The sequence below is a fragment of the Bacillus cereus group sp. N21 genome, assembly GCF_016483395.1.
GTDB classification, from domain to species: Bacteria; Bacillota; Bacilli; order Bacillales; family Bacillaceae_G; genus Bacillus_A; species Bacillus_A pseudomycoides.
Map to the genome: position 1 here is coordinate 72,967 of NZ_JAEHBX010000014.1, position 14,256 is coordinate 87,222.

Consider the following 14,256-nt stretch of genomic DNA (forward strand, 5'->3'; position numbering starts at 1 on the left):
AGGAATTTAAAACAACATGAAAGAAAGGATAGCAACAGATAGAAAACGCTTACATAAAATAGAAACATAAGGGGGATGTTTGTATGAAAAAGAAACAGATAGAAACAGCGCTGATTCATCACGGGTATGATTCCAAGATGCATAAAGGGAGTTTAACGCCACCGCTATTTCAAACTTCAACGTATACATTTGAAACAGCGCAGCAAGGAGAAGCAAGTTTCGCTGGGCAGGACCCATCTTACATTTATTCAAGACTTGGAAATCCGACTGTGGAATTGTTTGAGGAGCGTATGGCTGTTTTAGAAGGAGGAGAATCGGCGTTAGCGTTCGGTTCTGGAATGGCCGCAATTTCGGCGACACTTCTCGCATTTTTACGTGCTGGAGATCATATCATTTGTTCAAACGGTTTGTATGGATGTACGTACGGTTTTTTAGAAGTGTTAGAAGAGAAGTTTATGATTACACATTCATTATGTGATATGGAAACAGAAGAAGAGATTCAGGCAAGTATGCGTCCAAATACAAAGTTGATATTTGTTGAAACGCCCATTAATCCGACAATGAAGCTCATCGATTTAGAAAAGGTTATTAAAGTGGCAAAACAAAATGAACTGCTTGTCATTGTCGATAATACATTTTGCTCGCCTTATTTACAAACGCCTCTTACACTCGGCTGTGATGTTGTTCTTCATAGTGCTACAAAATATATTGGCGGTCACGGTGATGTTGTTGCTGGTGTGATGGTTTGTAAAACGAAGGAGCTAACTGAACAAATTCGGCCGATTCGAAAAGATATTGGCGGAATTATGGCGCCTTTTGATGCATGGCTTTTGCTGCGTGGTTTAAAGACGTTAGCTGTACGAATGGACCGGCACTGTGATAATGCGGAAAAAGTCGTGGCCTTTTTGAAAAATCACGAAAGTGTTGAGGCAGTTTGGTATCCAGAAGGAGAAATAGCATTGTCTCAAATGAAGCGCGGAGGCGGTGTGATTTCATTTACGATTAAAGGTGGAAAAGAAGAAGCACAGGCATTCATGAATGAATTGCAATTTATTACAATTGCGGTGAGTCTTGGTGACACAGAGACGTTAGTGCAACATCCAGCAACGATGACGCACGCTGTCATTCCAGCGGCAGTACGCCATGAAATGGGCATTTCTGATAATTTAATACGCTTATCTGTTGGATTAGAATCATGGGAGGATATTGTCTCGGATTTAGCGTACGCGTTCCAGAAGTAATCGAATGCATTTTCTCATGTGAATGGGGAATGAAAAAATGAGCCATCGATTTACTAAATAGATGGCTCGCATCTTTTACATATGTTTGAGGAGCGTTTCCACAAACTTCTCTAAGTAGTGCTGATCCACTTCATCGAAACGATTTTTTTCAGGACTATCAATATCGAGTACACCGATGACGGTGCCTTCTTTTATAATCGGTACAACAATTTCGGAATTAGAAGCGCTGTCACAAGCGATATGCCCTGGAAATTGATGAACATCTGCAACAAGTTGCGTTGTTTTTGTTTCAGCTGCTACGCCGCAAACACCGCGTCCAAATGGAATACGAACGCACGCAGGCATTCCTTGAAATGGCCCGAGTACAAGTTGATTTCCTTCTGTCACATAAAAGCCAACCCAGTTAATACGCTCTAAAAATTGGTTTAAAAGAGCAGAAGCATTTGCTAAATTTGCGACCACATTTGATTCACCTGTTAACAATGCATTAAGTTGTTTGATTACTGTTTCATATTGCTGCTCACGTGATCCTGCATAACCTTCTTTTGTAAACATGGAAACGGCACCCTTTCTATCGAGAAATGTAAAATTATAGCAAAATACGCTGTATTTCATATGACTTTGTCGATAGAAAATTAAAGGAATTTGTCTTAAAAGTCAAGAAATTTACATTATAGCTGTTCAGGGTGAGAGGAAGTGAGCGCATGAAGCAGACGAAACAAAAGGTAATTGATGCGGCAATTTCATTGTTTTATACGAAAGGGTACGATGGAACATCGGTGCGAGATATTGCAAAGCGGGCGGATGTGAATGTGGCTAATATTTCATATTATTTTGCTGGAAAGCAAGGTTTATTAGAACAGCTTATAACTGATTTTTTAGAAGGATATGTCGAGGTAATTGAAAGGTCATTTGAACAAAGAGAGTATTTGCCAGCTAAAGAAGTGATGAATCAAATTGTACGAGGAATTTTACGCTATCAGTTTGAGCATAGGGAACTTACTCGGTTTTTTTACCGAGAGCTTTCAATTGATACAACGTTGATCCGGGAAGTGATGACTGTTTATTTTTCTAAAGAAAGATATTATATAGAGCAAATCATTAAGCAGGGGCAAGTGCAGCAAGAGTTTCAAAAGGTGTCTTTTACAATGTTTATGACGCAATTAAAGGGCATGATAAACATGCCGTATTTATATCCACAATATATATCGGAGGTACTGCATTCGTTTCCATCAGAAACATTCTTTTTGGAAATGTATACGAAAGAAGTAGAGCAATGGATGGAACAAATATTATGTTTAACGCATATGTATTATCCGTTACCGAGAGCAGTCCATATGTAAAATACCCCCGCCATATTTTAGGTGGGGATATTTTTTGGCGTGTTTTTCAAGAAGTGATTTCTTCTTGGATACGCTCTTGCTTTCGTTGCCATAAGTTGTTGCATAGTAAAGCGATAATGGTAATCATCGCTCCAATTACTTCAATTACTTCAATTTTATAGCCTCGAAAAATCGATCCGATAAGTGCCAGTACAGGAACTAAATTCATAAATAAAATACCGTTAATGGATGAAATATATCGATTGCCCATATTCCAACAAAAGACGGCGATAACTCCTGCGATAATCGACATATAAAATAGCTCAAAGCGAACTGTGACGATTGTATGGAGAGGCGGTACAGAAATCAAGTTTGTATACGTTAGCAAAGCCACAATAAGGACGAGTGAAATGGATCCGAATAAGCAAGTAAGTGCTGTATATCGAAGCGGTGACCAATTTTGAAAACGGGAACCACCATTTGTATAAATGACCCAACACATCACGCCGCATAACATAAATAGATTTGTGGAGACATGACTAGCGGCTCCAAATAATAGGTGAATATTACCTTTTGAAATGACAAGCATAACACCGATAAGTGCACAAAGCATACAAAGAAATGTATAGTTTTGTGGTTTTTTATTTTTTAAGATCCATTGTAATAGTAAAGCAAGCAGCGGCATAAGAGATTGAATCATGGCTGCATGAATAGCCCCTGAAGGTCCTGCTAATTGCTGTCCATAGAAAACAAGAAATCCGTATCCGGCAAAACCGACTGTACCATAAAATAACAAATGGAGAGCTTGTTTTTCTAAGTGAAAAGCGACTTTTCCTTCAATCATGAAGAGAAGAACAGTAAAAATAATAGCTGCGGATCCATAGCGGATTGTTGTGAAAAAGAATGGATCTATAAACTGCAGAGCGCTGGCCATAACAGGAAACATAAATCCCCAAGCTGTTACGGCAAGTAAGCATAAAAGGGACCCAAGTAGCATTTGTTTTTTACTCACGAGTATCTTTCTCCTTTTTATTCCGATATTATAGTAAGTTCATAAAAATAAGCATGAGATGAGTATAGCGCTCGCTTTCTATGGATAGGAAATATTGATTTTTTATAGCGGTTATAACTTTTGGTTAGAGGTGTGTATCATATGGATTTTGAAGCAGTACAATCGTTTATTGAGGTGAAACATACAAGAAGTTTATCGAAAGCGAGTAAACTTCTGCATATTTCGCAGCCAGCCCTCAGTAAACAAATTCAAAGATTAGAGGCGGACTTAGGAGTCAAGTTATTAAAACGGTCTGCACAAGGAGTGGAATTAACAGAGGCTGGGGAGCTATTTATAAAACGGATTGAGCCAATTATAGAACAAATAAATGATGTGAAAGGAGAGTTGAAAGAGTATCAAGAGAAGAAAAAGATTTCAATTGGGGTATTGCCGAGCTTAGCTGCTCATTACATATCAAAATGCAGAGGTACATTAGAACAAATATATGAAGTAGAATGGCAAATTGAACATACGAAAGTGCTAATGGAATTATTTCGGGAGCGAAAGATTGACGCAATGTTAGTTGATTCAATCGTGGAAGGAGCAAAGCTTGTAAAAGAAGTAAGAAGAGAAAATATTGTTTGTGTTGTTTCGGATGAACATGCCTATAAAGATGAACATACGATTCAAATAAAAGATTTGCAGTATGAAAAACTTATTATTTATCCGGAAATTTGCGATATTAGAAAAATGATTATGACAATGTTCAAAGGGATAGGTGTTACGCCTACTATCGCCGTAGAAACATCCTACGCTGAGCCGATGCTTGCGATGGTTCGGGCTGGCCTGGGTATTACGTTGTTGCCAAAAATTGCAGTGGAGCAGGCAGTGCAAGATGGGATTCGTATTATACATGTGGAGCCAACGTTAACGAGAGTGGTTTATTTTATATCCCATAGAGAAGATGTATCTTTATTACAGTCTTTCCAGTAAATGTTTATAAATGCAACGGAGTATGGAAAAAGAAAATCGAGAAATTTTTAGAAGGAATATTACAAACGCAACAAAAGAAACAAGAAATTTTAAAAAAAACTAGGTCAAAAACACGTCATTACATGGTATGATTAGTACATTGTTAGTTGTTAAATATAGGGGATTTCCCTTTTTATACATAATGCCTTCCATTTCATAAACGGAACGGACAAAAAAAGAGATATAATAGGAGGCTATTTTACATGGATTCTATTCTGACGATCGTTATCATCGTAGTAAGCTCTATTCTAGTGCTGCTCATGATAGAGCTCGTGATAAGAAATCGTTTATATAAAGATATTGAAGCACTTGAGCAGTGGAAACAAGAAGTCAAAGATAAACCTGTTGCAGATGAATTGAAACGGGTTAAGGATTTAAATATGACTGGACAAACAGAGGAACTGTTTGGAAAGTGGCGTGAAGAATGGGATGAAATTGTTGCAAACCTTCTGCCAAAAGCTGATAAAACATTAGAAAATGCCCAAAAGTCAGCCTCACAATTTTCCTTCCGAAAAGCAAAGCGTTTGATGAGTGAATCCATTCGTGATTTAGATGAAGCGGATAACCGCATTACGGAGATTTTAAATGAGCTACAGCAATTATTAGAGAGCTATGAGAAAAATAGTTCGGAAATTGAAGGTTTACGTGATACATATCGTAGTATGAAAAAGAATGTATTGGCTCATCGTCATATGTTTGGACAATCCGAACAGAAAATTGAAGAGTTACTTGATATAGAATCAGCGAAGTTTCAAGAGTTTGACGAGACAACGGCAAACGGTGATTATTTAAAGGCACGTGATATTGTAAAAAGTTTGGAAGATGGATTGGCGAACTTAGAAATTATCGTTCATGAAATTCCTGATTTATTAGTGGAGTGTCAAGCAACATTACTGGTACAATTGGATGATTTATTACAAGGTCACGATGATATGAAAAAACAAGGGTATGTATTAAATCATTTAGAAATCCCTAAAGAAGTACGGGATATGAACAAACAACTACAAACATGTCTGATTGATTTAGAAGAGCTTCATATAACAGAAGTAAACGAGAAAATAGAAGGCTTAAAAAAGAGTTTGGATATGTTGTATGATCAATTAGAACAAGAAGTACATGCGAAGCATTATGTAGAGAAAAAGTCAGTTAGTATTTACGAAGATTTAGAGGAAATTCATGAAAAAGCAATTGAGACAAAATCCGAAACGCAATTTGTGAAACAAAGCTATCAGCTGCAAGACAAAGACATTGAATCACAAAAGTTGATTGAAAAACAAATGCATATTTTAATGAAACGCTTTGAAGTATTGCAATTACGTGTTGCAGAGCAAGATATTGCATTCTCTGTTATTCGTGAAGAACTGGAAGAGATTTATGAGCAATGTGAAACATTGAAGGTACTTCATGTAGAGTATAAAGATATGTTGCAAATGATGCGTAAAGAAGAATTTGAAGCGCGTGAGAAATTAAATGAAATGCGTAATATGATCATAGAAGCTAAACGCTTTATGCAAAAGTCTAACTTACCAGGTCTTCCAGAAAGCATTATGGAAGATTTACAAAGAGGGCAAGAGGCAATGCAAGGTGTATATGAACAGTTAGAATTAAAACCACTAAATATGAATGTTGTAAATAGTATGTTAGAAGAAACATATACAATGGTAAACGGTGTATATGAAAAGACGCAGGAGTTAATTGGACAAGCGTACTTAGTAGAAAAGCTAATCCAATATGGTAATCGCTACCGTAGTCATGATGTGGATTTGGCGCAAAGCTTAGAGAATGCAGAGAGATTGTTCCGCGAATATGAATATGATGCAGCTTTAGAACAAGCAGCTTCTGTTTTGGAACAACTTGAACCTGGTGTTGTACAAAAAATTGCTGAATTTGTTGATAATGAACAAACCCCTTGATGAAAAAGGGGTTTGTTTTTTTTGCACTGGATCTGTGTAAATTCTAGAGCGATATTGCTATAATGAATAGCGGAATACAGCAGTGTTTTTCGTTTCAAAATATAGAAGTATACTTCTGTATTGAAAAATGGAACCTTTGAGTATGTTTAGCGTAATTGCACGTATTTGTGATATGATTATATGATGTGACAGCGCTGAAAGGGGAAGAACGATGATCTATTTTGATAATAGTGCGACGACGAAACCATATCCAGAAGTCCTTCAATCTTACGTAACGGTTGCAGGAAAATATTTTGGGAATCCTTCTTCTATTCATTCGCTCGGGGGAGAAGCGGAGCGTTTATTAACACAATCGAGAACGATTGCAGCAGGGCTTCTTCATGTTAAGCCTTCCGAGATTATTTTCACATCGGGTGGAACGGAAGGGAATAACCTTGCGATTAAAGGAATAGCGATGAAGAACCGCTCTCGTGGTAAGCATATTATTACAACAAATATTGAACACGCGTCTGTGTTTGAAGCATATAAACAATTAGAAGGGCTCGGCTTTGATGTTACCTATTTACCTGTAAACGAACATGGTATTGTATCAGTAGAAAATGTAAAACGAGCGCTTCGTGAGGATACAATCCTTGTTTCAATGATCCATGTGAATAATGAAACAGGGGCGATTCAACCTGTTTCTGAAGTTGGTGAATTGCTAGCGAACTATCCAAAAATAAGATTCCATGTGGATCATGTACAAGGAATTGGAAAAGTACCACTTGATTTATATGCTTCTCATATTGATCTTTGTTCGATATCTGGACATAAATTTCATAGCGTAAAGGGAACAGGACTTTTATATGTACGCGATGGTGTAAGATTAGATCCGATTTTATCAGGTGGTCAGCAGGAGCTGCGTTATCGCTCGGGTACAGAGAACCTACCTGGTATTGTCGCGATGGTAAAGGCACTACGTATGACAATGGAACATATGAGAGAAAAGAGTGACCACTTACAGAAATTGCAAGCAGAACTCGTACGTTTCTTAAAGGGAATGGAAGATGTAACAATTAATACATCGCTTGCGTATGCTGCGCCGCATATTTTAAATGTATCATTCGTTGGGTTGAAACCAGAAGTAGTGGTTCATGCTCTAGAAGAACGTGACGTATATGTATCAACCAAATCAGCTTGTTCCTCAAAAGCAAATGAAGTGAGTCGTGTGTTAGTATCAATGGGAATACCGCATGCTGCAGCAGCGAGTGCGATTCGCATTAGTTTAGCACCTGAAAATACGATGGAAGAAGTAACACAATTTGAAGAAATTATAAAAGAAACATTGCCAAAATTATATGAAGTGATGAGGTAAAGAAATATGATGACATATGAATATATTTTAGTTCGTTATGGAGAAATGACGACAAAAGGAAAAAACCGTTCTAAGTTTGTAAACACGTTAAAAGATAACGTTAAATTTAAATTAAAGAAATTCCCAAATATCAAAATCGATGCAACACACGACCGCATGTACATTCAGTTAAATGGTGAAGATCATGAGGCGATTACAGAGAGATTGAAAGATGTATTTGGTATTCATAAGTTTAACTTAGCAATGAAAGTACCGTCAGAATTAGAAGACATTAAAAAAGGAGCGCTTGCTGCTTTCTTACAAGTAAAAGGCGATGTTAAAACATTTAAAATTACAGTACACCGTTCTTATAAACACTTCCCGATGCAGACGATGGAGTTGCTTCCGGAGATTGGCGGCTATATTTTAGATAATACAGAAGACATTACAGTAGATGTTCATAATCCAGATGTAAATGTTCGTGTAGAAATTCGCAGCGGTTATAGCTATATTATGTGTGATGAGCGCATGGGAGCTGGCGGATTACCAGTTGGCGTTGGCGGAAAAGTAATGGTACTTCTTTCTGGTGGGATCGATAGCCCAGTAGCTGCTTTCTTAACAATGAAGCGCGGTGTATCAGTGGAGGCAGTTCACTTCCATAGTCCGCCATTCACAAGTGAGCGTGCGAAGCAAAAAGTAATTGATTTAGCACAAGAGTTAACAAAGTATTGTAAACGTGTGACGCTTCACCTTGTTCCGTTTACTGAAGTGCAAAAAACAATTAATAAGGAAATTCCATCTAGTTATTCTATGACAGTTATGCGCCGTATGATGATGCGTATTACAGAACGTATTGCAGAGGAGCGTAATGCACTTGCGATAACAACGGGTGAAAGTCTTGGACAAGTAGCGAGCCAAACGTTAGATAGTATGCATACGATTAATGAGGTTACAAACTATCCAGTAATTCGCCCGCTTATTACGATGGATAAACTAGAAATTATTAAAGTTGCAAATGCAATTGGAACATATGATATTTCGATTCGTCCGTATGAAGACTGCTGTACAGTATTCACACCAGCAAGTCCATCGACAAAACCGAAGCGTGAAAAAGCAAATCGCTTTGAATCAAAATATGACTTTACATCACTTATTGAAGCAGCTGTTGCTAATACAGAAAAGATGGTATTACAAACAGTAGAAGTGAGCGAAGAAGAACAATTTGAAGATCTTTTCTAAAACCATAAATTACCATCATTAGATATGTATGAAGTCATATGGTTTATCACACTCTATACTCACAAGGAGGTGATACTATATGGCACGAAGCACAAATAAATTGGCGGTTCCTGGTGCTGAATCAGCATTAGACCAAATGAAATACGAAATCGCTCAAGAGTTCGGTGTTCAACTTGGAGCTGATTCAACATCTCGCGCTAACGGATCTGTTGGTGGCGAAATTACAAAACGTCTAGTTTCACTAGCTGAACAACAATTAGGCGGTTTCCACAAATAATCCCATATACGATGGCTTAGAAGGAGCGGGTTTTCCCGCTCCTTCTTTTTGTCGACAAGTAACTAAAAAATTTGTCAAAAGAAGTAGGTTTAAAATTTACTGAAAATTCTTTATTATATAAGGGAGGCATAGATAAAGGAGGATGAGATTATGAATAGAGAAGAATTGTTAGCACCAACGTCTTATAACTTAGTTGCGGAGATAGAAAAATATACAAATGAAAAAGAGAAGCTGGCTTTAGTTTGGCAAGATGACGAAGGGAATAGACGAGAGGTTACATACCTTGAATTAATACAAGGTGCGAATAAAATTGGAAACGCTTTTATAAAGAGTGGTTTGCAAAAAGGGGATAAGCTTCTCATTATGATGCCACGCTTAATTGAGGCGTATATGACGTACATTGCGGCAATTAAAGCAGGGTTTGTGGTCATTCCAAGTTCAGAAATGCTTCGGAAAAAAGATATTGAATATCGTTTACGGCATGGAGAAGTAAAGGCAATTGTTAGTTATGAACCGTATATCGAACAATTTGAAGATGTAGAGATGATGGAGTCCCTTCGAAAATTTGTACTGAGCGAGCAGTCAGTAGATGGTTGGATTAATTTAAAAGATGTGTTAGAAACAGAAAGTGATGAATTAGAAATCGCAAAGACAGACCGAGAAGATATGGTCTTTTTATCCTATACATCAGGGACGACAGGGAATCCAAAGGGCGTTGTACATACACACGCTTGGGCATATGCACATTTGCGTACAAGCGCTCCGAATTGGCTTGGAATAGAGGAGAATGATGTTGTATGGGCAACGGCAAGTCCAGGATGGCAAAAATGGATTTGGAGCCCGTTTTTAGCAACACTCGGTTCAGGCGCAACAGGATTTGTATATCACGGTAAATTCGAACCGAAAACATATTTGCAATTATTAGATGATAATAAAGTGAATGTGCTTTGCTGTACGCCGACAGAATATCGTTTAATGGCAAAAGTAGAGAACTTACAGCAATATAATTTAACGGCTTTACATAGTGCTGTATCTGCAGGAGAGCCACTGAACCGAGAGGTAATAGAAACATTTCAAAATCATTTTAACGTTACAGTCAGGGATGGGTATGGACAAACAGAAAATACGTTGCTCGTTGGCGTTATGAAAGGAATGGAAATTAAGCCAGGATCAATGGGAAAACCGACGCCAGGTAATCATGTAGATATTGTAAATGAAGAAGGACAACCTGTATCTGTAGGAGAAGTCGGTGATATTGCTGTTCATATTGAAACGCCAGCACTTTTTAAACAATATTATAAAGATGATGAGCGGACAGCTATGCAATTTCGCGGTGATTATTATATTACAGGTGATAAAGCGAAAAAAGACGAAGAAGGCTATTTTTGGTTCGAGGGGCGCGGGGATGATATTATCATTAGCTCTGGCTATACAATTGGACCATTTGAAGTTGAAGATGCACTTGTGAAACATCCGTATGTAAGAGAGTGTGCTGTTGTGGCAAGTCCAGATGAAATCCGCGGAAGTGTCGTAAAGGCATTTATCGTTTTAAGAGAAAATGTACAAGAAAAAGAAGACACACTGATTCCTTTACTTCAAGAACATGTTAAAGAATTAACAGCACCATATAAATACCCTCGCAAAATTGAATTTGTAGACGAACTACCAAAAACAATTTCCGGAAAAATTAGACGCGTCGAACTTAGAAAACAAGAAATGGGATTAGGGCTAAAGTAAGAAAAAATGGAATTAGATTGTTGCAAGTACATGTAAGATTATGATATCATTTATAGGAACGTACGTTCTGTTTGTGGTGTGAAATGACTACTAAAAAATTGGAAAAAGAGGTGCCTTTTATGATTTTAGGTATTAATCCGTATTTAGTTTTGGATGGTAATGGACAAGAAGCAGTGAAGTTTTATGAACATGCATTGGATGCAAAAGTTGAAGTCATTCAGACTTTTGGAGAAATGCCTGAAAATCCAGAATTCACTGTTCCAGATGAAGTGAAAGACCGCGTTTTACATGCACATTTAAAAGTCGGTAATACGGACCTTATGATTTCTGATACATTCCCAGGACAACCGTACCAAATTGGATCACAAGTAACTGTAGCTATTAGATTAAGTGATGCAGAAAAAGCAAAAGAAGTATTTGAAAAATTGCAAGATGGTGGTCAAGTAATCATGCCAATTCAAGAAACTTTCTGGAGCCCGGCGTATGGGCAAGTAAAAGATAAATTTGATGTAGAATGGCAAGTATCAACAGTTCCAGCTGATCATAATTAATTTTTGGAAAAGCACCATGTTTGTACAGTGGTGCTTTTTTTCTACACTTAAATTTCGTAGACTAAAAGAAAAGGGGTGAGAAGATGGGGGAGATTTGGTTCGGCGGACATATTTATACAATGAATGAAGAGAACGAAATGGTTGAAGCTGTTTATGTAGAAGATGGGGTGATTATAGATACGGGTAATAAAAAGGACTTAGAGAGTCGTTATGAGTCTGAGAAGGTGCGGAATCTAGAGGGGAGAACGATGATTCCAGGCCTTGTGGATAGTCATATGCATCTTATTGGGCATGGAGAACGACTGCTCCGTTTAGACTTATCCGCTTGTACGTCTTATAAGGAAATGATTGAGCTTGTAGCTGAACGAGTGAAAGAAACAAGATTAGGTACATGGATTATTGGCGAAGGCTGGAATGAAAATAATTTCACAGATACCAAAAGCGTCCACGTTCGTGATTTAGATGCCATTTCTAAGGAGCATCCCATTTTATTAAAGCGTGTTTGTCGTCATGTGACATGGGTGAATTCTTACATACTCGAAAAAGCAAATATAACAGCAGAAACGTCAGACCCAAAAGGTGGAAAGATTGGGCGTGGAGTATCCGGAGAACTAACAGGCCTGTTGTATGAACAAGCGCAAGAATTAATTAAGCATGTCCAGCCGGAAATTGATGAAGCTTATTTGCAAAGAGCGCTACAAACAGCCATTCAAGATTGCTGGAAATATGGATTAGTAGGTGGGCATACAGAAGACTTAAATTATTACGGTGGTTTTCAAAAAACGTATAATGCATTTTTACACGTAATAAAGGAAATGCCTTTTAAAGCACATTTACTCGTTCATCATGAAGTGGCAGATGAACGAAAAGAATATGAAAATGAGCATTATATTGAATTTGGAGCGATGAAGATTTTTTCTGATGGTTCTTTTGGCGGACGAACAGCACTATTAAGCGAGCCATATGAAGATGCGAAGGAAACAAATGGAGTAGCTATTTTTTCTCGTGAAGAGCTCGCGGGATTAGTGAAGAAAGCACGTAATTTACGGATGCCAGTTGCGATTCATACAATCGGTGATTTATCCCTTGAATATGTAATTGATGCACTGGAGTTATATCCTCCGGCAGAGGGACTGCGTGATCGTATTATTCATTGTCAGCTTGCTCGTGAAGATTTAATTGAACGTATGAAGAACTTACAAGCGATCATTGATATTCAGCCAGTATTTGTCTCATCTGATTTTCCCTCAGTCATTGAAAAGTTAGGGGAGCATCGTCTTCAGTATGCCTATGCATGGAAAACATTACTCGGCGTGGGATTACATTGTTGCGGTGGATCAGACGCGCCAATTGAACAAGTAAATCCGTTTTTAGGAATCTATAGTGCAGTCACGCGGCGAAGTTTTATTGATGGAACATGTTACATACCTGAAGAGAGATTAACGGTATATGAAGCAGTTTCCTTATTTACGACTGGAAGTGCTTATGCGATTGGTAAGGAAAATAAGCGTGGTAAAATTGTTAAAGGATATGAAGCCGATTTTACTATCATAGATCGTGATATATTTGAAGTTGAAGCAGAGGAAATAAAGGATATTCAAGTTACTGTAACTATAATAGATGGTCGAATTGTATATCAGAAATAATATTGGTGTTTCGACACAAGATATGAATGTTTCTGCAAAAAAACGACATGTAAATCATGAAAAAAGAGTGCTGGGAACCCCCTCAGCACTCTTTTTTCTATAAAAATGTTCTCTGTACTTTTTCCCAGAACGAATTATTTTTTAGTTTTACTGTTTTAATTTGTTTATCACTTAAGCGAACAACTGCTTTTTCAACTTGTTTAATGCTAAGTGCTTCGTTATCCATTCCCATAACAGGATAATCATTACCGTCCGGAGTAAGCTTTAATGTTAATGTTCGTTCATGATTTAAGATGAATGGTGATCCAAGTGTACGGTATGTGTTGTTATTTAAAGAAGCAAGTTCGCTTATTTGGAAGCATGGAATTAATGGGTCAACAACTGCACCATGCAATGACTTATTATAAGCTGTACTTCCTGTCGGTGTAGAAATAACTAGACCGTCTCCTCTAAATGTCTCGAAATATAAATCATCAACATGCACATCCACTACAAATGTTTTAATGATACTAGAGCGTAAAGAAAACTCATTTAAACAATGGAAAGATGTATCTTGATCAACATCTATTTGGATTGTTGGATATTTTCGCACTTCAATTTCATTTTGTGTAATTTCTTGAAGGGCTGTATCGACATGGTCAATATGGAAATCACAGTAGAAAGAAATTTCATCTTTCGTAGAAATACCTGCATATAAGCAATCTTCTCTAAAGCCTGTTTTACGAACGGCTTGTAAGAAGGTTCCATCATCTCCGACACTGACGATAGCGTTTGCATTTTTTGGATGATCTAATATGGTAAATCCATTTTCCTCTAAAATACGATATATAGGCTTCATTTTTTCGACAAGTGTTGTTTTGTCATCACCATAAAAGAAAAATAAATTGCGACGATCTGCCATTCTGTATCCCTCCATTGCAGTAAAATTTAGCTTTGTGCGCCATTAGAAAAAAATCTGATGGTATGCTCAAATA

At 37.5% G+C, this 14,256-nt stretch carries 13 protein-coding genes; 10 read left to right on the forward strand and 3 right to left on the reverse strand.

Going from position 1 to position 14,256, the window contains the following annotated elements; translation table 11 throughout:
- The first annotated feature begins 83 nt into the window (after window positions 1-83).
- Entirely contained in the window at window positions 84-1,241 is a 1,158-nt protein-coding gene (gene megL, locus JDS96_RS10690) for a methionine gamma-lyase (protein WP_199666761.1), read from the forward strand.
- 75 nt (window positions 1,242-1,316) lie between these two features.
- On the opposite strand, the gene JDS96_RS10695 is transcribed toward megL, so the two are convergent.
- Entirely contained in the window at window positions 1,317-1,796 is a 480-nt protein-coding gene (locus tag JDS96_RS10695; protein WP_003208691.1) for a GAF domain-containing protein, read from the reverse strand.
- 149 nt (window positions 1,797-1,945) lie between these two features.
- On the opposite strand from JDS96_RS10695, the gene refZ reads away from it, so the two are divergent.
- Window positions 1,946-2,584, forward strand: coding sequence for a forespore capture DNA-binding protein RefZ (gene refZ, locus JDS96_RS10700; RefSeq protein ID WP_018764506.1), 639 nt, complete (start codon window positions 1,946-1,948; stop codon window positions 2,582-2,584).
- A 46-nt stretch (window positions 2,585-2,630) separates the two neighbouring features.
- On the opposite strand, the gene JDS96_RS10705 is transcribed toward refZ, so the two are convergent.
- Window positions 2,631-3,575 carry a DMT family transporter gene (locus JDS96_RS10705; RefSeq protein WP_098160177.1) on the reverse strand — a complete coding sequence of 315 codons (945 nt, stop codon included), beginning with the start codon at window positions 3,573-3,575 and terminating at the stop codon, window positions 2,631-2,633.
- Window positions 3,576-3,716: 141 nt separating this feature from the next.
- Here JDS96_RS10705 and JDS96_RS10710 point away from each other — a divergent pair, with 141 nt between their 5' ends.
- From JDS96_RS10710 to JDS96_RS10745, 8 genes are all read left to right on the forward strand, one after another.
- Complete coding sequence (locus JDS96_RS10710; protein WP_199666762.1) at window positions 3,717-4,547, forward strand: LysR family transcriptional regulator; 831 nt, start codon at window positions 3,717-3,719, stop codon at window positions 4,545-4,547.
- Window positions 4,548-4,789: 242 nt separating this feature from the next.
- Window positions 4,790-6,499, forward strand: a complete 1,710-nt coding sequence (gene ezrA / locus JDS96_RS10715; protein ID WP_199666763.1) for a septation ring formation regulator EzrA — start codon at window positions 4,790-4,792, stop codon at window positions 6,497-6,499.
- A gap of 211 nt (window positions 6,500-6,710) precedes the next feature.
- Window positions 6,711-7,853, forward strand: a complete 1,143-nt coding sequence (locus JDS96_RS10720; RefSeq protein WP_199666764.1) for a cysteine desulfurase family protein — start codon at window positions 6,711-6,713, stop codon at window positions 7,851-7,853.
- 6 nt (window positions 7,854-7,859) lie between these two features.
- Window positions 7,860-9,071, forward strand: a complete 1,212-nt coding sequence (gene thiI / locus JDS96_RS10725; RefSeq protein ID WP_199666765.1) for a tRNA uracil 4-sulfurtransferase ThiI — start codon at window positions 7,860-7,862, stop codon at window positions 9,069-9,071.
- A gap of 79 nt (window positions 9,072-9,150) precedes the next feature.
- On the forward strand, window positions 9,151-9,348 hold the full coding sequence (locus JDS96_RS10730) for an alpha/beta-type small acid-soluble spore protein (protein ID WP_017153881.1): 198 nt from the start codon (window positions 9,151-9,153) through the stop codon (window positions 9,346-9,348).
- Between the two features lie 150 nt (window positions 9,349-9,498).
- Window positions 9,499-11,085, forward strand: a complete 1,587-nt coding sequence (gene mbcS / locus JDS96_RS10735) for an acyl-CoA synthetase MbcS (protein WP_199666766.1) — start codon at window positions 9,499-9,501, stop codon at window positions 11,083-11,085.
- A gap of 119 nt (window positions 11,086-11,204) precedes the next feature.
- Window positions 11,205-11,636 (forward strand): VOC family protein, encoded by a 432-nt coding sequence (locus tag JDS96_RS10740; protein ID WP_199666767.1) that lies wholly within the window; start codon window positions 11,205-11,207, stop codon window positions 11,634-11,636.
- An 83-nt stretch (window positions 11,637-11,719) separates the two neighbouring features.
- Window positions 11,720-13,282: an amidohydrolase gene (locus JDS96_RS10745; protein WP_199666768.1), complete on the forward strand. Its 1,563-nt coding sequence runs from the start codon at window positions 11,720-11,722 to the stop codon at window positions 13,280-13,282.
- Window positions 13,283-13,379: 97 nt separating this feature from the next.
- Here JDS96_RS10745 and JDS96_RS10750 read toward each other — a convergent pair whose 3' ends face one another.
- Window positions 13,380-14,183 (reverse strand): NAD kinase, encoded by an 804-nt coding sequence (locus JDS96_RS10750; protein ID WP_199666769.1) that lies wholly within the window; start codon window positions 14,181-14,183, stop codon window positions 13,380-13,382.
- Between the last annotated feature and the right edge of the window lie 73 nt (window positions 14,184-14,256).